Below are 19,016 nucleotides of genomic sequence, written 5' to 3' on the forward strand. Positions count from 1 at the left end.
AAAACATAAATGGGTAAAACGAATAAAACATATCAGAAAATATTAGGAGGGAAGCGACTACTCGCCGTATTCTTTCTGTTGTTTTCGTTTTCTGCTCTCGGCCAACAAGACCCACAGTTCACCCAATATATGTACAATACATTGAGTGTTAACCCAGCTTATGCCGGTTCTCGCGGACATCTTACCAGCCTTTTAATGCACCGTTCCCAATGGGTGGGCATCAATGGCGCGCCCAATACCCAGGTATTGTCCATGGATAGTCCTGTGGAAAATAATATAGGTGCAGGATTGGTATTTGCCAACGATGTGTTGGGTCCCGCCTCGGAATTTTTTGTGGACGGAAATGTTTCCTATACCATTCAATTGGATAGTGTCAACAGAAGACTTTCCTTTGGTCTTAAGGTTGGGGGGCGCCTCTTCAATGTCGATTTCTCGAAAGGACTGATGGAGGACCCCGACGTGGCTTTTCAAGATAATATTGCCAACAAATTTTTTCCAACACTTGGTGCTGGGTTGTACTACCATACCGGTAAAGCCTATTTAGGATTTGCGGTGCCCAATTTCTTTTCTCAAAACCATTACGACGGCGAGGAACAGGAAATTGCTGCAGAACGACTGCACTATTATTTAATTGGGGGCAAAATTATTGACATGACCCCGGAAATCAAGTTTAAGCCCGCATTCTTTGTTAAATGGGTGCCTGGCGCACCCATCATCGCAGATATTTCAGCGAATGCACTGCTAAAAGAGACTTTTACTTTTGGATTGTCCTATCGATGGGACGATTCCTTTTCAGCCCTTTTGGGGCTGCAGATATCCCCGGAACTTAGTGCCGGGTATGCCTATGATCTAACCACTACCAACTTGGGTAGTTACACCAGCGGCACTCACGAGATTTTTCTTCGGTATGAGTTCAAAACGGTAGAAAAGAAACTAAAATCCCCCAGATTCTACTAACATGAAACAGCTAAAAACCAATATCGCCTTATTCTTCCTGATTGGTCTTGGGGCTGTACAAGGCCAGCTACAGTTTAATGATGCCGATGTCAATTTTGACAATATGATGTATAAAAGAGCTGCCAAGCAATATGAAGCTATGGCACTTAAGGGAGATGATTCGCAACACGTACTGCAGCGCTTGGGAGATTCCCATTATTTGAATTCTGATATGAAAAGTGCGGCAAAATGGTACGCCATATTGTTTTCGAAGTATGAAAAAGTGTTGACCCCAGAGTATATTTTTAAGTATGTGCATACGCTACAGGGAACTGGGGACTACGTACTTTCAAAAGCCATTATGAAAATATATGGGCAAGATTTAGAAGATTCGGGCTTTACGGTAGCCCAATTGCAGAACAACGATGAAAGAATGGAAGAATTACTGAACAGGCAACCGGAGTTTTATATTTCAAATCTATCCATCAATACTTCGGTATCTGATTTCGGAACGGCTTTTTATAAGGATAAGATTGTGTTTTCATCTAGTAGAGATTCCTCCAAATTGGAAACAAGGGTTTATGAATGGAACCGACAACCCTATTTGGATTTTTTCACCGCAAATGTAAATGAACATGGATTTGATTTGAATCAAGTGGCTTCATTTTCATCCGTTTTGAATACCAAATATCATGAAGCTGCGGCAACATTTACTCCGCAGGGTGACCGTATTTACTTTACCCGAAACAACTTTACCGACCAAATTTTGGGTAGGGATGAAGAGGGTGTGAATCATCTTAAAATCTATACTGCAAAATGGGAAGGGAATGCATGGGGGATGGCCAGTGAGGTTCCGTTTAACAGTGATTTATATTCCGTAGGACAGCCAGCCCTATCTCCTGATGGGTCAAAACTGTATTTTGTTTCCGATATGCCGGGAAGCTCGGGTGGAACAGATATTTATGTGGTGGACATTCGGGAAGATGGAACTTTTTCCAAACCCAAAAACCTTGGACCTGAAATCAACACCAGTGGAAGGGAGATGTTTCCATTTGTAAGCGACGAAAAACTCTATTTTGCCTCCGATGGACATTTAGGTTTTGGTGGTCTCGACGTGTTTGAAAGTAAAATTGACCAGAATGGATATGGACTTCCCAATAATTTGGGAAAGCCTTTGAACAGCAACCGGGATGATTTTGCCTATATCGTTAATGAAACAACCCAGCGCGGCTATTTTTCATCCAACAGAAAAGGCGGCAAGGGTGATGATGATATCTATTCTTTTCGAAGAATGGAGGAAACCTGTCAACAAACCGTTAAGGGAAGTGTGGTAAGAACATCCAATGCCTTGCCAATTGGCAATGTAACGGTTCAGCTTCTTTCTGAAGATGGGGTAGTAGTGGGAGAAACCTTCACGGACTCCTACGGAGCCTACAATTTTAAAATGCCCTTAGAGTGTGAGTCCACGTATGTCGTGAAAATTAAAAAACAAGGATTTGAATCCAAGGAGGTAGGTTTTGCAACTTCATATGAAAAGGAGGTCGTGAACCAGGTACAGATTCAAATGACCAAGGAACTTAATAAACTTATTGTTAAAGAGGATGGGGTGCTGAAAATTAAAATTGACAATATCTATTTTGATGTCAATAAAGCGGAGATTCGACCGGATGCGGCCCAAGAACTTAACAAAATAGTTGAGGTAATGAAGGAATATCCCAAAATGGTCATTAAGATCGAAGCACATACCGATTCGCGGGGCAGTGATGCTTACAATGAAAGCCTTTCGGATAAAAGGGCAAAGGCCACAGGAAGCTATATTGTTTCACAAGGAATAGATGCTGAACGAATTGAAAGTGCAATTGGTTATGGTGAAAAACAATTGTTGAATGAATGCAGAAACGGAGCAAAGTGCTCGCAAGAAGAACACAATGCTAATCGAAGATCGGAATTTATTATTGTTAAGCTTCAATAAATCATTGCATTATTGCTTGGGTTTTCGGCATCAAAGCCACCAGCTCCATCTAATTTCTTACTAATTTTACACATAGGATTTCTTGTTGACACGATAGGAAGAAATACTAAGCATCAAAAGGTAGGCCATGGAGCACAATGAGTTGTACCCTGTTTTCTTAAAAGTTTCCAATCTAAATGTACTTGTTGTAGGCGGGGGCAATGTTGGATTGGAAAAACTGACCTTTTTGCTCAAGTCCAGTCCAAATGCGAAAGTGCAAATGGTGGCTCCAGACTTTTTACCAGATACATTGGAACTTGCTACAAAACATCACGTGGATGTCGTTACGGCTTCTTACCACAAAATTTTTTTGGAAGGAAAACACATGGTAGTGGCCTGTACGGACAAGATTGAGGTCAACGAACAGGTTTACAGAGACTGTAGGGAACGAAGTATTTTGGTAAATGTAGCAGATAATCCACCGCTTTGCGATTTTTATATGGGCGGTATAGTTACTAAAGGCAATGTGAAAATCGCCATTTCCACCAATGGAAAGTCGCCGACCACAGCAAAAAGACTAAGACAATTTTTTGAAGATGTAATTCCAGAAAACATCGACGACTTGGTCAAGAACCTCAATACCTACCGAAAGACACTGCAAGGAGATTTTCAAGATAAGGTTGATGCTCTAAATGAGTTCACGAAAAGTCTGGTAGAAAAAAAGAAAGACACTTAATCTTAAGAAGGTTGTTTCCTTTGGTGTTATTAACGCCACCTTAACCTCTTTGCTTAAAGGAAGGTTTAATTTTGTTACAACTTGTTCCCCCACCTTTAAAGAATCGTTTAATCAAAAGTGAAAAGGTGAAATCCAGTATTTTTTTATTTTTAAGTCTTGTCATCTCATGTCAAATGGCAGCACAATCAGAAGACAATTTAAATCGGTTGCGGGAGTATGTGAACAATGGTCAGTTGGTAATTTATTCCGAGGCATCGATTATGTCCGATTCCAATGCCAGTGCCATTACCTATGTTGATTTTTGCGCTGACGGAAAATATTATTACAGCTACGATGGATCCTATACGGTACGGGGAACGCAAAACACAAGTAACAGGAACAATAGGGGCTACGGTGCTGGAGTGGCAGAAAAATCAGGGAACTGGCAGGTTTTGGAATATCAAAACGCCTATTATTTGGAAGTGGTTGATGCTTTAGGTCAAAAGACCTATTATCCCATTGATATTCAAAAATTATTGACCGGAAAGTGGAAACAAGGAAATACAACCTACGTATTTGCCCCAAAAAAGGGCAGGTGTTCGTGACGTATCTTTCTAGAGTCGCTTCATGGCATCCAAAAGATCTTCCTTTTTTCTAGGGGATATACTTACGTGCATGTCGTTGCTCATAATGATATATCCACCGTCCGATTTGATGTATTTTTTTACCTCGTTCAGGTTAATCAGGTAACTGTTGTGTACCCGCATAAACTGTTGGTCAGACAATAGATTTTCATATTCCTTCAGGTGCTTGCTAACCATCAATGAACTTTTGTCTTTTAAAATAAAAGAGGTGTATGATCCATCGGCTTTGCACAGAACAACATCTTCAATGGCAATGAACTCCATACCGGCGGTTGTCGCCAAACAGATTTTTTCTTGTTTATTGGTTCCTCTGGAAAGATTTTGCATTAGAGTGTCAATTTGCTGACGGTATACATTGGTGTCCATGCGGGTTCTGGCTTTCTCAACAGATTCTTGCAGTTCGTCTAAGTCGATAGGTTTTAGCAGATAGTCCAAAGAACTGAACTTGATGGCCTTAATGGCGTATTTTTCAAAAGCTGTTGTAAAAATCACCTCAAATGTAGGTTCTTTTATCTGCTCCAAAACATCAAATCCAGTACCGGGCTGAAGTTCTATATCCAAAAAAACCACATCGGGACTGTATATTGACAACACTTTGACCCCTTCTTTCACTGAGTCTGCCGTAGCTATTACTTTTACGTTTTTGCAAAATTCCTCCAAGAGAGACTTCAATGTCTCCCTACTATGTTTTTCGTCTTCAATGATTACTACTTTTAGGTCCATTTTGTTGAGATTTTTAGATTTTCTTAATTCTTATTATCACTTTGGTCCCACTGGGTTTTCCATTGGCGTCATATTTGTCCACAGTTTCCACTGCATTTGCAATTGGTTCGTTCCTTGAGCACAATTCCAATCTTTTAATAGCGATTTCCACACCCATGGATTTCTCTTTTTTAATTGATTTGCTTGCCATTGAAGCTTTTCTGCCTATACCATTGTCTTCAATTTCGCAAATATGGTGGTTTCCTTCTTTTTTAAATCTTATTTCAAGCATTTTTTTCCCTTTTTTGCCCACTTCCAAGCCATGTGTAATGGCATTTTCTTTCCATTTACCTTTATTTAGCATCAAGAGTCCCAAACGTGCCATGTCTCGTGTGGAGAACCACATGGGATAAGCCAAATATTTGGATATTTTGGTGTTGCCTTCCTTTTTTTGAATGGAACGATTCCAATCTTGCATATGCAGGGTATTGGCAAGTTGTTTTTCCACTTCATCATATATGTTTTTGCCCGTTTCCTGCTCAAATATGAAGCCTGCAACATTGAAATCCCAGTTACTGTACAGCCAATAGCTTCCGGGTTTTACCGAGCCACGCTCTGGTGCATATTCTTGCATGCCCCCAGCATACCCTTCAGGATGGTACACTCCAGATCTAGCTGATATTATATCTTGAACTGTAGCGGTTTCCTCAATGGGAAGAATGCCTTCCACGTCATCAATTCCTAGTTCCTTTATGGTTTTGTTCAACCGGATAGTGCCATCTTTCACGTATTTTCCATAAATCATCGAAAGCACACTTTTTCTGCAAGAAGCCACATAACTCAATTCTTCGAGATCTCCATACTCGAAGACTACCTTGCCTTTATGGACAATCATTAACCCTGTAATTTTAGTACTGTCCACCAAATATTCGCGAAAGGCCTCTGCTTTGTCATTTCTCCATGCCTTTGCTTCCTCATCGGAAGCCCTGTGCCAAACTCGGTCCGGAAATACCTGAGATGAAATGGTAAAGCAACCTAAAAGCAATGCTGTTAGAACACAACTGTTCTTTGAAATAAGTCTCCTCATGATAATGCTATTTTTTTAATCCTGCTTGTGCGATGGTAATCAAAAGAGCTAGTTTAATAGATTCAGGACCAGTTTCATCATTCAAGAACCATTCGTGCAGGGAATGTGCCCCTCCACCTTGCCCTCCTCTTCCTATACATACTGAAGGAATGCCCAATGAAACGGGAATATTGATGTTGGTAGAACCCCGGCTTAGACTTGGAGCTACTCCAAAGTGTTGTGTTGCGGCCATGGCGCGTTGGACAATGGGAAGATTGTGAGGGAGTTCCCCTGAAGGACGGTCACCTATTTGAATCAATTCGTAGGCTACCTCGCCATCAATACCGCTGGTATTGTACCTATTAATGGCTGTTTCAACGGTTTGTTTGAAAAGACTTTCCATTTCGCTAAGATTTTTGGGGTCGACAGCTCGCATATCCACCTCCATCCATGATTCAAATGGGATGGAGTTGATTGAAGTGCCTCCACCAATCCGACCAACGTTGAAACTTGTTTTGGGAATGTTTCCGGAGGTATATTGCCATGCTTCTTCTGAAAAACTGTTGATTACAAAACCCAAGGCGTGATGGGGATTGGCCAAACCAAAATCACCCCAAGAATGCCCTCCATCTCCTTTAACAACCACTTTATAGCGTTTCGATCCCAGTCCAGCGTTGCTTACTCTTCCCAGACTTCCACCATCTATGGCAATCCAAGAATCAATGTCCAAGCCCGACTTATTGAATATATACTTCATGCCTCGAAGGTCACCAAGACCTTCTTCACCTACGGTGCCAACAAAAAGCAAATCTTTCTCAGTTTTGATTTGTGCTTTGTTCATGGCTCTCAACATGCTCAATAGCATGGTCAGTCCTCGGGTATCGTCCCCAATCCCAGGAGCCTTCAGGGTATCTCCAACTTTGGTTACCTTTACATTGGTGCCCTCGGGAAAAACAACATCCATGTGGGCATCGACCCCTATATAACCTGATTGGCCAGACACTCCTTTTCTCAAACCGATTACGTTCCCTTCATCATCGGTCCAAAGGCTATCCACCCCAGCTTCTTTCAGCATTTGGGCAAATACCTCGCCCCGTTTATCTTCCTTGAAGGGTGGGGCCAATATTTCGGTGAGTGTCACCAAATCTTTCATGGTTTGCTCTTCTTGCTCGTCAATTTGCGCAAATGCCGCTCGAAGCTTTTTGTTTTTTGTCAAGCGTTCGATTTCTTTGCTATATTGTTTTTCAATTGAAGGGGCTTCTTGTGCCGAGGCATGAAATGACAGGAAGTACGATGTCAACAAGGTGATTGAAAGGAGTTTTTTCATAATTAATTGTTCTGTTTTTTTCTTAAAACGATTCCGGGTCTGGTGTCCATAAATATTCCATCATCCACAGCAAGCACACCGTTGATTATCACAAAGTCGATTCCTTCTGGATATTGATGTGGGTCTTCAAAAGTAGCTTTGTCAATAACTGTTTTTTGGTCAAATATTACCAAATCAGCCTTCATTCCTTTCTTCAATATGCCTCTGTCAGGAAGATTTAGACTTTTTGCCGGTAATGAAGTCATTTTACGGATGGCTTCTACTAAAGTCAATGTCTTTTTTTCACGAACGTAGTGACCCAAAACTCTGGGGAAGGTACCATACCATCTAGGGTGGGGGTGTCCCATTCCCGGTTCAACCAACCGGCCATCCGAGCCAATCATGGTCTGTGGATGCTGCATGATCCTGACCACATCTTCTTCTGCCATGGCGTGGAATACACAAGACGCTCCACCCTTCAACTGGGCTTCAATAACCAATTCAGCACCATTTTCAACCGTAGGTTGTAACTTGTTTTGCGCTGCCCAATACGCCAAGGTCTTTCCTTCAAGTTCAGGTTGCCATTCCACTTTGGCGAATTGAACCCGTTTTAAATCTGAACCGCCCCGGTCATTCAAAATATTGAATACTATCCCATTTTTGATACTGTCCCTAAGCACTGGATTGGCAATTCTTTCTTCAAACGCTTTTTGTCCGCCTGCCATGGACCAACTGGGTATAAGCACCGAAATACCTGTGTAACTTGCGGTGTAGGGATATTGATCAATTTTAATGTCAAGACCTTTGGTTCTCGCTGAATCCACCATGGCCAAGGTACGCACACTTTTCCCCCACATGGGCTTGCCTATAGCCTTGTGATGAGTAAGCACCACGGGAATGTCTCCCTCAGCGGCTATTTGTATGGCTTCTTGTACGGCATCAAAAAGACCTAGACCTTCTTCCCGAAGGTGGGAAGTATAAATACCACCATATTCTGCTGCTACTTTTGATAGCGCAATTACTTCTTCCACTTTGGAAAAGGTTCCGGGAAGGTATTTTAATCCAGTGGAAATCCCATAAGCGCCTTCATCCATTGCTCTTTTTATTTGCTCTTGCATGGATTTCAGTTCATCGTCCGTAGGAGCCCTATTCTCTAGGCCCATCACATTTTTTCGAACGGTATTGTGTCCTACCAAATAGGCTACGTTCATTCCAATACCCTTTTCTTGGAGGCTGTCCAAATAGGATTTCAGGGGCCAGGGAGAGCGCCCATCGGGTCCACCCAGAGCGGTTGTGACGCCTTGTCTCACATGACTTTCACAGGAGTTGAGTTCCATGATTGGCTCCAAATGTGTGTGCATGTCAATAAAGCCAGGGGCAACGGCCCGTTCTTTAGCATCAATAATTCGAGTTGCACTCGCTTGCTCCAAATTCCCAATCGCAACGATTATGGAATCTTTTAAGGCTATATCACCTTTGAATGGTTCTGCGCCTGATCCGTCATAAAGGGTGCCGTTCAATATGAGCACATCGTATTTTTCTGCTTGGCAGCCTCCCAAACTGAGTACTAACCATATTGCAAATATTATTTTTTTCAACTGGTTTTTTATTGTCATATACCATTGATTTTTAGAGAGCTAGGGTATCCGCATTCAATTCTTTAAGCTTTGCAAAGGCTTCTTGAAGTTTTTTTGTGGTTTTACCAATAGTATTGGATTGATAAAACACATGATTGTCGATTTGTCCCACGGATGCGATTTGTGTTGTGGTTCCTGTAAGAAATGCTTCATCCATGGAGGGAATATCATCTATTTTGATTGCTTTCTCGAATAACGGGATTTGGAGTTCTTGACATAAGTCAATAACAACCCTACGGGTGATGCCATCTAAAATATGATGGTTTGCAGGGTGGGTGTATACCTTTTCTTTCCCCACAAAAAAGATGTTGGTATGCGAACCTTCGGTAATGAATCCATCCCTAACTAGAATAGCTTCATCCGTATTCTGAACCATAGCGGATTGGTTGGCCAAAACATTGCCCAAAAGTGAAATTGATTTAATATCACATTGGTGCCATCGCTTATCTTCCATAGACACCACTTTCATGTTTTTTTGGTTGATGTGGGGCAAGGAGTAGGGCAGGGCATACATCATGGCCGTTGGTTTGGCTTCCGAAGGAAATGCATGCTTTCTGGCGGCAACACCTCGGGTCACTTGCAGGTAGATTAGACATGGGCTGTCTTCAAGTTGACAGGCATGGAGCAATGTGGGAATTTGAGAATCCAGTTCTGCAATATCATGGGCTATTCCAATCTTCTTCAGGTTGTCTTGCATTCGTTGCAAATGGGCGTTTTTGTAAAAAATGCCGTTTTCCAACTGTACCATCACTTCATAAATACCATCACCAAATAGAAATCCACGGTCAAAAACCGAAATCTTTGCAGCATTACTATCCACTATTTCACCGTTCAAAAAAACCTTGGAAGGAAAAGTACCTTTGGGCAGCATACCAATAGGATTCTGTTTTGCTGATTACTGTATGAAAGGTAGGGGATATTTTTTTAAATAAAAATCAAAATGTACAAACATGTGGAGAAGGTTTTCCAATTTTGGAAAACAAAAAAGCCCACACAGAAGTGAGGGCTTGGATTTTTTTGCGGTCTGGACGGGTCCCAAACATTGATTGTATCGTATTGAAAAACAATTACTTATGAGTCAAGTTCCTTGAGTGGTAACCGAATAGGCCACCTTAAAATCCCAAAAACTAAAAGAACATCAATCGATAATAAATATAGGTAAAATTTGAGAAAGAGACTTGAGAAATAGGATGACTGGAAGACACTATTCATTATGCCGTGGTATTAATCAATTAACTTTAAATTAGATACTCTATCAATTACCTATTCTTGAATCCAGAACCATTTGTAACAAAGTGCCTATGTCTTCAAAAGTAACATTGTTCTTTACGTAAGTGTCAACAAGGTGTACAAATACCATATTCCTTTCAGGGATAACCTCCATCCACTGTCCTCCTGCTCCCCTCGCCGAATAGGGTCCAGCGGGCAGGTTACAGTTTGGCAAATAGGGACGGGCATTTTCATTGGTAGCCACCCACCACATATATCCGTATCCGTCCCCATCATAAATTTCTGCATCCCAACCATACTTTGTGCTTTCCTCCACCCAACTTGCGGGATCAACTGATTGCCCTGCCAATTGCCTTTGTCCAGCATCAATTGTCCAAATTTTGACATGTCGGTTGCAGAGATTCTAAACATATAAGCTGGATGTATAGATCTAGTTGGTGTCCAAGAGATACTGTCTGACAATTGGAAATTTGCCCCTATGGGATCCATTATATCATTCTTCAAAGCTTCATAAAAGTTTTTCTCGGTCTCCTGCTCGAAAATGGTCTTTAACACATTAAAATCCCAGTTGTTGTATATCCAGAAAGTGCCTGGAAGGTAAGTATCTTGGTCTGGTTTTAGATTATGCATGAAATCCGACTCCGCCTCGGCAGTATGATATACTCCAGAAACCGACTGCAAACAATGTCCAATTGTGGCTGTCTTCTCTTGATCGGTCAAAGCTGGAATGTCGTCAATTCCCAGGTCGGCCATCGTGGCATTGATATCAATCGAACCGTCATTTACATACTTGCAATATAATGCGCTCATAAAACTTTTTCTGGTCGAATGAGAAATATATTTGGTGTCCACATCACCCCATTGATACAATATCTGCCCATCAACCAACACTACTACCGCAGCAGTTTTGGTATTACGGTTTGCCCATTCTTCAGCAGCTTTTAGCTTTTCAAGGAATATCCCAAAATCTTACTTCCTTCTTCATTTGTTTGTTTGTCCTCTGAACAGGAGAAAACGATGAAGCTTAGTCCAAATGTCAAAATCCAGATTTTTACTTGGTACAAGCTTGTTCCAAATATTCTAGTTAGTTTCATAAGCTTTGTTTTTTTCAAACTCCCAAAATACATTAATAATTTTCCATGTTCCTTCTTGTTTCAAAAGATGAATATATTCAACCCATCTGGTTCTTGGGTAGCCCGTTCTTAAACATGCACTGGCCATATTTCCATAAATAGTAATATTTTCTACAATATTGGATTGACGCTCTACTTCAAACTTCTGTTTTGTGGACATTAATTCTTTTAATTTCTCAGGAGGAAAATCATCACTTAACTTGTTACTTCCTAGGCTGTTAAAACCTCTTTTAGCAAGTCTTGGATGTAATGACTCATTCATTTTATCATAATTATTTTCAAAGAAATTTTCGATATAGTTTGTAATCGTCTTGTTGATTGCAACATCCTCTGCTGTTTTTGATTGAGCTTGAGAAGCTACCGTAAAAATTAATACGATAATTAAGGTAAACACTTTTTTCATTTATACTTTGTTTTAGTTATTTACGCCATGGTTTGGCATTGGTAAAAAAACAGGTTAAAACCTTATTTTTACCATTTAAATTTATAATGCATTCATTTTATATTCCTACAAACCATGATTGCTGCTTAACCGTTTAGTGTATTCCAAAATAGCTTCAGAAATGGGTCTAGCTGTGCCCATATCAAAATTTGAAAACACAAAGATGCTATAGCTTGTACCAAAGTCTTTAACCCAGTTCGTGCTAGCCCCCCTTGCACCACCGGCAACACCAAAAATACCGCTTGGAAGTTCTCCACTTAATTCAGCAGATTGACTAAACAGGAGTTTTAAACCCTTTTCATTTAACAGTTTTCCATTAAATAAGGCGTTTTCAAGTTTTAGAAAATCATTTACAGTTGAATAACTTCCTCCCGCAGCGGTTCCTTTAACAGGGATAATACGGGTGTTGGCCATCAATTGGCCATTATTGGCTTCTTCATAATACCCAATTGCAACATTGCTTATGTGTCCGTCTCGTTCAAAAGCACCAGTATTGGACATATTGGCTTTGTCTAAAATATTTTGTTGAACGAAATCATGATAACTCATGCCAGAGGCTTTTTCTATAATATGTCCCAATACTTCATATCCAGTATTACTATATCTTTCCTGAGACCCAGGCTTAAACTCTAGCGGAATATCTTTAATAAAGACCATATAATCATCTATACTTTTAAGATTGTGCATGTTAGCATTGAAATAGTCATTGTTCCAATAATGGCTCCATCCACTCCTGTGAAAAATGAGATGCTGAATAGTTACTGTTGATCCTATTTCATTTGGAAAAACCTCGGTATATGTATCGATTGTGGCTTTAAGATCTATTTGTCCTCTTTCCTGGAGTATAAGAATGGCAATTTTGGTAATAATCTTACCCAAGGAAGCTATGTTGAATTTTGTGTCAATTTTGTTTAAAATGTTTCTATTCCTATCGGCCATTCCATAGGCCTTTTCAAAGAGTACATTTCCTTTTTCTGCCAACAAAATTGTTCCAGAGAACTTTTCATTACTGGTTAGACTATCTAACAACACTTTTAATTTTTCAGCAACCAATTTTTTCTCAGAGTTAGATTCATTCTTTAAACTCGAACAGCCCATAATAATTAGTGTTAAACCGATTGTAAACAATTTTGTTGGTCCTTTCATGTAGATGATTAAAAAAATTAGACTTAAAAGCAAATGTGTTGATGAAATTTGGCAATGTCAAAATTTTGGTGCCAACACGAGATTTTAGTACCCTAAATATGGGTTATTCATTATTCTGGGTAAATCACAGAAGTCTTGACTTAATCTTCATTTTTAGACTGTTCCCACCATACTCTTTGGGTATATGTTAAATCATATACCTTTACCCTATGAGAAACTTTCCTATAGGCAACAAATTTGCATTGACCCAAGGGCTTGAAGTATTGTTTCACATATTGTTTTGGACAAGTGGAATCATACTTATGTATTGGTATTTTGGTTCGAAAATGGAACTGATGTATAACGTTTCTGGAGATGTACAAACTTATGTTTATACCGCTGAAGAGGCTCTTTATTTTCTATTGACAGGAACTTTAATTAAAATTCCTTTTTTTTACTATAATGCTTTAAAATTACTTCCTTTTTCCATAGTTAAAAGAGGTTATCAAAAATACCTTATTCAGATAACCTTCTTGCTACTTTGTGGGGTCTTAATCGAATTGTCCATTGCACATTTTTTTATTTATTCAGGAATCTCCTCTTTCCGTTTTCTACTTTTAAATCCATTTATTGGCGCAAATCTTTTCTCATGGTTATTTTACTTTGGTGTTTCTGTTTCCTATGGATTGTTAAAGAGATGGCAAAAGAACGAACAACAACGTCAATTATTGAAGCAAGAAAAATTACAAACTGAACTTAATTTTCTTAAGTTCCAAATTAATCCTCATTTTCTGTTCAACACATTGAACAATCTCTTTTCTATCGCACAAAAACATAAGATCAGTGAATTAGAACAGGGGATTAGTGGTTTGGCAACAATGATGAGGTATATGATTTATGAGAGTAATGTAGAACAAGTTCGTCTTGAAACGGAGGTAAAATACTTGCAAGATTTTATAGAAATTCAACAATTGCAATTCGATGAAGATGATGAACTTATAATTAATTTTAAAATTCAAGGGGATATGACTGGGAAATTTATTGCTCCCATGTTATTTATTCCATTTGTTGAAAATGCTTTTAAGCATGGAATCGATATTTCCAAACACTCAATAATTCAAATCATGCTAATTATTGAAGATGGCAACATGAAATTCTCTGTAAGAAATACTGTTCACAACACCTGTTCTAGTTTGAAAATAAAAACAAAGGGCATTGGCCTTGCAAACGTAAAGAGACGCTTGGAATTACTCTATCCTGAAAGGTACACATTGATGATTTCAGAAGAAAAAGATACATTTGAAAGCATTCTCACAATTCCACTAACCGAATTGGTTGTGGGATTAGATTAATATATAATTGGCGTATGATTTCATGTGTAATTATAGATGATGAGTCTAAGGCGATTGATGTACTAAAAAGGTATATTGAAAAAGTTCCATTTTTAGAATTAAAAAATAGCTTTAGAGACCCTTTATTAGCATTGGATTATCTTCAGAAGGAAAAAGTTCAGTTAATCTTTCTGGATATTAATCTGCCTCATGTTTCTGGAATTGATTTATTTAAGGCTTTACTCTATGAACCTCTTTTGATTTTTACCACAGCGTACTCCGAATTTGCAGTTGAAAGCTATGAAATGAGGGCAATTGACTATTTACTTAAACCGATTTTATTTGACCGTTTTCTCAAATCTGTTATAAAAGCCAATAATCATTTTCTGTCTAAATCACATAATTTAGAAACTACTGAACGTATAGAAAAAGAAGAACTTTATTTAAAAAGTGGGGCAAAAATTCACAAAATAAAAGTGGCAGATATCTTTTATATTGAAAAAGATGGAAATTACTTAGTTTTTCATACAAAAGGGGAAAAAATTCTTGTTCGAAAAAATATGAATCAGGTCTTTCATATAGTAAATAAAGATACTTTTGTTAGAATACATAAGTCCTTTGTCATTGCACTCAGGCATATTAAAGTTATTCATGGTCATAAGGTAGTATTAGTGAATGATCAATCTTTTCCAATTGGAATAGCGTATAAAGAAAATTTGATGAGCATAATTAACTAATTCCCTTAAAGAATAGTAGTATCCCATAAAGTGTGCAAATAGAAAATAAATTTTCCAAGCAATCCAAAACTATTGAATATTCAATCAACATAAAGAATGGCCAATGAGCTCTAAATTCTATGAAGTGTTAATGTGTAAATCGGGTAAGTCAAGATGTGTCTTTGTTGCCACAAAAACATCTGGCTTTTGCGCCCGGAGGTTGCAAAAGAAAACTACGCATTAGGCAGTTGCTTAGAATGGTAAAATGAAAAAGCGAGTGAAACGAAGTTTCACGCTGCAAGCCCCAAATATTACCAGGGACTAATACTAATGAGCGAGGTAAATATTCTCTAGTTTACTGTAAAAAATTCCTGTGTTTATTGGAGGTTTAAAGGGTTTTACAGTAAATGTCCATTTTGGCGCTCATCAAACAAAGCGGCTTTCAATTCCCTATCAAACTTAATTTGTGATTATCAATTTCTGTAGGAAAATCATGTTTTTGCAACAAACTTTTTCAATGTTTTCAAGGGTTTGCAGAGTTTTTACAGTAAAAAGTTGAAATTTTATCAAGAGAATTAATTGGTAAAAAGGCTTTATTCTACTGGTCTTCTGGCCAGAAATTGGACAACGTAGCACCGCCTTGGCATGCTACCCTCTCGCTATACCACCCAACTCCTTAAAATCGTTGTTTGGTATACCTTCGGCCTTGCAAAAAATAGATTGCGCCCTATCGTGTTTTTACTTATGCTTATCTATCGGAACACTACAAAAACCCGACAGAATCCAAGCGCAAAGTTTTGGGATAAAATTTGGGACATTATATGTTGCCTTGTCTTGGGTTTGTCCAACCCATAAATCTTTTTCCAACCAATCGTTCCTGAAGGCCGTCCATATCCTCTCGAAGTTTTCTGTCCACCACTTTGGCATATATCTGGGTGGTCTTAAAGGAACGATGGCCAAGCATCCGGCTCACGGATTCTATGGGAACGCCATTGGAGAGTGTTACGGTAGTGGCAAAGGTATGTCTTGCCAGATGGTGTGTAAGGTTCTTCTTTATTCCACATCGCTTGGCCACTTACTTTAGATAAAGGTTGGTCTTTTGATTACTGATCACTGGAAGCAGACCCGTACCGCCTCTCTTTGAATTTCTGCATTTATATTTTAGAATGACTTTCTCGGCCAATCCCAGAAGTGGGATATCACAGCGTACCTTGATCTTTTTTCTATTTATCCTAATCCATTTCTTCTTTTTAATGTCGATGGTCATATCATTTTCAGAAAGTCGCTTTACATCGGAGTGGGCCAATCCGGTAAAACAGTAGAAAAGGAATACGTCCCGCACTTCTTCCAACCGTTGGGCATCCATATGGGTTTCCCTCAAACTTTTCAATTCTGATTCGCTTAACACCTCCCTTTGTACAGGGCTCCATACGGCTTTCCAATGGTAAAAAGGGTCCCGTTCGATCCATCCATGGGCATGGGCGATCCGTACTATTTTCTTGAAATTGGTCACATATTTGGTGATGGTATTCTGTTGTCCTATTTTCTGGTCATTCAGATGCCTTTCAAAACGTTTCACGAACATAAGGTCAATCAGGCCCACACGGATATCGTGCATACCGTATTCTTTTGATAGGAACTTACCTAGGTGTCGGCGCGTCCTCACGCTTCATGTAAGCACTATGGGAATATCCGGAACCTACTTTGCCTTTAAGGTCATTATTGTGACCCCGGTAGATTTCTAGGAGTAGTTTCGGTTGTTCGTCTTTTCCCAAAAGGGTGTAGGACAATATCTTCGCAGTATAAATCCTCCCCTCCTCAACATATTGCTGTTGTATCTTGCAGATTCCTGATTCCATCTGTTGGAGATGGCCGTTTATCTCCTGGGCTTCTTGACCATATCCCTTAACCCTACCTGCTTGTGGGTTCCACGATGACCGCTTTATCTTTTTTCCGGTACTCACCTCGCTCCGTTTTCCATCTACGGTCACCCTCATAAAGATGGGAATCATACCATTGGAATCCATTCTGTTGTTCCTCAGGTAGAACAACAATGAAAATTTCTTTCTCATAACATCGGCTTTACTGTTAATTTCACCAATCCTTTAAGTACAAAAGGTTGATGTACATTGTTTTAACATGATGTTCCCTAAGTTTTGAGGATTTTGTAAACGGTGGCAGCAATGGTAACCGAATTGGACACCTATTTTATTGGTTCCATGTGATATTATATGATTGCCAAAAAAAGGAAAACCCTGATAACTAATTGTTTATCAGGGCTTTTTGATTCTTGTTGAATCTTTATAGCGGTCTGGACGGGACTCGAACTTTTCTTGAAAACGCCCTTTATATAAGGCCTGTCAAAGGGTACATTTTTGGGCTCACCGCGCGGCTCACCTTTTAACAAATTTTAACATTTAGGAAGTTACTATTGATAAGTAATCAATCCTTTATTTGAACTTTGGTAACGATTTTTGTATGGTTCGTTGTGTTGGTTGGTCCCTAATTTATCAAATAAAATTCGGTGATAGTTCGGCGTGTGGATTTTCCGAGAGGAAAATCAGAAGCAATTATTTATGGGACACGTTGGTACCGGCTTTTATTAATTCAATATAAATTTTGGTTAAATTCTGTGAACTTTGATATTTGACCTTCATATTTATTTTTAGTGCTTCCACCTTTTACTATCTTCTCCTCTTGAACTACAGATCCAATTCGAAGGTGAACTGAAAATCCAACATCAGGTCTTTCCATAAAGTCTTTTTTATTCTCTTTGCTCAGGACGAAGTTTTTTTCATAAAGATGTGAATCATTATTTTTGATTGCCCTATTGTATGCTGATATAGATTCTCCTCCATTTTGTGAGTTAGCAATAAATCTTTCCATAAAGTCAATTGTATAATCTAATTCACCAATAAACTGATTTAAGTAAAAACCCATAAAAATTGGTCTTTCAATTCTGTCATAATATCTAATTTTAAATGCATTTTCCAGTATTTCTAAGAAAACTGGGTCAAATTCTGGAGTTACATCATTATTGACTTTAGCTAAAAGATTTTTGAGCTTTTCAAATCTGTCGAAATGGTAATTATATTTTTCTCTGTGTTTGAGGTTAAAAACAATTATAGCTTTCAGATATTTTTCAACTGAAGTACTTGCAAGTGTTAGCCCTTGAATTATCAAATGATTATTGAGTAAGAAACGAGCAGCAATATAATCTCGATAGCCAAGGTCCATTAGCCAATACCCTTTATAAAGCTTTTCCGTCCATGTAATCGAATTGTCCATAGTAATTGCCGGTAACGGTTTGGCTATGCGCAGTGTCCCGAAGGGGATTGCATATAGGTTTTGTTGTGCGTAGTTATTTTTTTATGGGTTTTAGTTTTAAGCGCCTCTTTTTTTCTTCAAGATTCCATTTTTTTCTTTTTTCGATAATTTGTTCAATGTTGGCTAACCTAGCAAAATACTCATTATAATGAGCTTTATGATTATTATGTTCTCTAGAATCAATTAGCCCCCTAACAATTTCTATCAACTCTTTATGAATTTCAAACCATGTATCTATTTGAATTACATCTATGGTTTTTAACCAAACCAACGCATCAGGATCATGAAACAAATTGTTACTGTAAAGTGGATATTCCCACTGCCCATGCGCTATTTTATTTCTAATTTGTCCCTGAGTTCTTAGATATGTGTCTACCAAATTTTTAATCTTCTTTTTCTTATTTGGTATCTCAGAACCTCGTTTGCAAAATTTTGCGAATGCTGTATTCACGCACTTTGTCCATTTGTTAAGGACATCTCTGTCCTTTAAAATTTTCTTTTTCACAGATTCGCTAAATCCAAATGGCGTGTGAACTAGTTTAACCAATGCTGCTTCAGACCAAGAAGTGTAAATCAATAAATAAATATTCGTGTAAAGCATAACTCCATGGCTGTCATCTTTACGAAGTGCCATGTTTATTTGCATGTTTACCTTTCTTCTGGCTGAATCTAACGTGATTAGGTTTTTTGAAAATTCACTGTGGAATATTTGCTCATCTGTCGTTACGGAGGTCATAGTCAAATCTGATTGTAGT

At 38.8% G+C, this 19,016-nt stretch carries 19 protein-coding genes; 6 read left to right on the plus strand and 13 right to left on the minus strand.

The genetic code is table 11. The features are described 5' to 3' along the window. Positions 1-9 precede the first annotated feature (9 nt). The 4 genes from GTQ34_RS12045 (at position 10) to GTQ34_RS12060 (ending at position 4,207) form a co-directional block, all read left to right on the plus strand. A complete protein-coding gene (locus GTQ34_RS12045) occupies positions 10-957 on the plus strand; it encodes a PorP/SprF family type IX secretion system membrane protein (protein WP_166524061.1) in 948 nt (315 codons plus the stop codon). A 1-nt stretch (position 958) separates the two neighbouring features. Then, positions 959-2,908 carry an OmpA family protein gene (locus tag GTQ34_RS12050; RefSeq protein WP_166524062.1) on the plus strand — a complete coding sequence of 650 codons (1,950 nt, stop codon included), beginning with the start codon at positions 959-961 and terminating at the stop codon, positions 2,906-2,908. A 127-nt stretch (positions 2,909-3,035) separates the two neighbouring features. After that, entirely contained in the window at positions 3,036-3,623 is a 588-nt protein-coding gene (locus GTQ34_RS12055) for a precorrin-2 dehydrogenase/sirohydrochlorin ferrochelatase family protein (RefSeq protein ID WP_166524063.1), read from the plus strand. 173 nt (positions 3,624-3,796) lie between these two features. Beyond that, a complete protein-coding gene (locus GTQ34_RS12060; protein ID WP_166524064.1) occupies positions 3,797-4,207 on the plus strand; it encodes a hypothetical protein in 411 nt (136 codons plus the stop codon). A gap of 9 nt (positions 4,208-4,216) precedes the next feature. On the opposite strand, the gene GTQ34_RS12065 is transcribed toward GTQ34_RS12060, so the two are convergent. From GTQ34_RS12065 to GTQ34_RS12100, 8 genes are all read right to left on the minus strand, one after another. Then, on the minus strand, positions 4,217-4,969 hold the full coding sequence (locus GTQ34_RS12065; RefSeq protein WP_166524065.1) for a LytR/AlgR family response regulator transcription factor: 753 nt from the start codon (positions 4,967-4,969) through the stop codon (positions 4,217-4,219). A 13-nt stretch (positions 4,970-4,982) separates the two neighbouring features. Then, complete coding sequence (locus GTQ34_RS12070) at positions 4,983-6,035, minus strand: serine hydrolase (RefSeq protein ID WP_166524066.1); 1,053 nt, start codon at positions 6,033-6,035, stop codon at positions 4,983-4,985. Positions 6,036-6,042: 7 nt separating this feature from the next. Continuing rightward, a complete protein-coding gene (locus tag GTQ34_RS12075) occupies positions 6,043-7,341 on the minus strand; it encodes a M20/M25/M40 family metallo-hydrolase (RefSeq protein WP_166524067.1) in 1,299 nt (432 codons plus the stop codon). A 2-nt stretch (positions 7,342-7,343) separates the two neighbouring features. Further along, on the minus strand, positions 7,344-8,936 hold the full coding sequence (locus tag GTQ34_RS12080) for an N-acyl-D-amino-acid deacylase family protein (protein ID WP_166524068.1): 1,593 nt from the start codon (positions 8,934-8,936) through the stop codon (positions 7,344-7,346). A 13-nt stretch (positions 8,937-8,949) separates the two neighbouring features. Further along, positions 8,950-9,828, minus strand: coding sequence for an aminotransferase class IV (locus tag GTQ34_RS12085; protein ID WP_166524069.1), 879 nt, complete (start codon positions 9,826-9,828; stop codon positions 8,950-8,952). 455 nt (positions 9,829-10,283) lie between these two features. Continuing rightward, positions 10,284-11,060 (minus strand): serine hydrolase domain-containing protein, encoded by a 777-nt coding sequence (locus tag GTQ34_RS12090; protein ID WP_313790486.1) that lies wholly within the window; start codon positions 11,058-11,060, stop codon positions 10,284-10,286. Positions 11,061-11,267: 207 nt separating this feature from the next. Further along, positions 11,268-11,723 carry a nuclear transport factor 2 family protein gene (locus GTQ34_RS12095; protein WP_166524070.1) on the minus strand — a complete coding sequence of 152 codons (456 nt, stop codon included), beginning with the start codon at positions 11,721-11,723 and terminating at the stop codon, positions 11,268-11,270. 105 nt (positions 11,724-11,828) lie between these two features. Next, positions 11,829-12,908, minus strand: coding sequence for a serine hydrolase domain-containing protein (locus tag GTQ34_RS12100; protein WP_166524071.1), 1,080 nt, complete (start codon positions 12,906-12,908; stop codon positions 11,829-11,831). Positions 12,909-13,117: 209 nt separating this feature from the next. On the opposite strand from GTQ34_RS12100, the gene GTQ34_RS12105 reads away from it, so the two are divergent. Both GTQ34_RS12105 and GTQ34_RS12110 read left to right on the plus strand, forming a co-directional pair. Beyond that, positions 13,118-14,239 carry a sensor histidine kinase gene (locus tag GTQ34_RS12105; protein ID WP_166524072.1) on the plus strand — a complete coding sequence of 374 codons (1,122 nt, stop codon included), beginning with the start codon at positions 13,118-13,120 and terminating at the stop codon, positions 14,237-14,239. Positions 14,240-14,253: 14 nt separating this feature from the next. Beyond that, a complete protein-coding gene (locus GTQ34_RS12110) occupies positions 14,254-14,955 on the plus strand; it encodes a LytR/AlgR family response regulator transcription factor (protein ID WP_166524073.1) in 702 nt (233 codons plus the stop codon). A gap of 796 nt (positions 14,956-15,751) precedes the next feature. Here the strand turns inward: GTQ34_RS12110 and GTQ34_RS12115 are convergent. The 5 genes from GTQ34_RS12115 to GTQ34_RS12135 all read right to left on the minus strand — a co-directional run bounded on the left by GTQ34_RS12115 (position 15,752) and on the right by GTQ34_RS12135 (position 18,997). Continuing rightward, the gene (locus tag GTQ34_RS12115) at positions 15,752-16,009 is read right to left on the minus strand and encodes a tyrosine-type recombinase/integrase (RefSeq protein ID WP_166524074.1); all 258 of its coding nucleotides are present in this window, start codon (positions 16,007-16,009) and stop codon (positions 15,752-15,754) included. After that, entirely contained in the window at positions 16,010-16,552 is a 543-nt protein-coding gene (locus GTQ34_RS12120; RefSeq protein WP_235915036.1) for a phage integrase SAM-like domain-containing protein, read from the minus strand. It abuts the gene before it with no gap. Between the two features lie 22 nt (positions 16,553-16,574). Then, positions 16,575-17,006, minus strand: coding sequence for an Arm DNA-binding domain-containing protein (locus tag GTQ34_RS12125; protein WP_166524076.1), 432 nt, complete (start codon positions 17,004-17,006; stop codon positions 16,575-16,577). 535 nt (positions 17,007-17,541) lie between these two features. Next, positions 17,542-18,222 carry a hypothetical protein gene (locus GTQ34_RS12130; protein ID WP_166524077.1) on the minus strand — a complete coding sequence of 227 codons (681 nt, stop codon included), beginning with the start codon at positions 18,220-18,222 and terminating at the stop codon, positions 17,542-17,544. Positions 18,223-18,295: 73 nt separating this feature from the next. Further along, positions 18,296-18,997 (minus strand): hypothetical protein, encoded by a 702-nt coding sequence (locus GTQ34_RS12135; protein ID WP_166524078.1) that lies wholly within the window; start codon positions 18,995-18,997, stop codon positions 18,296-18,298. Between the last annotated feature and the right edge of the window lie 19 nt (positions 18,998-19,016).

The organism is Flagellimonas ochracea, assembly GCF_009903685.1.
In the GTDB taxonomy this organism is placed as follows: Bacteria; Bacteroidota; Bacteroidia; order Flavobacteriales; family Flavobacteriaceae; genus Flagellimonas; species Flagellimonas ochracea.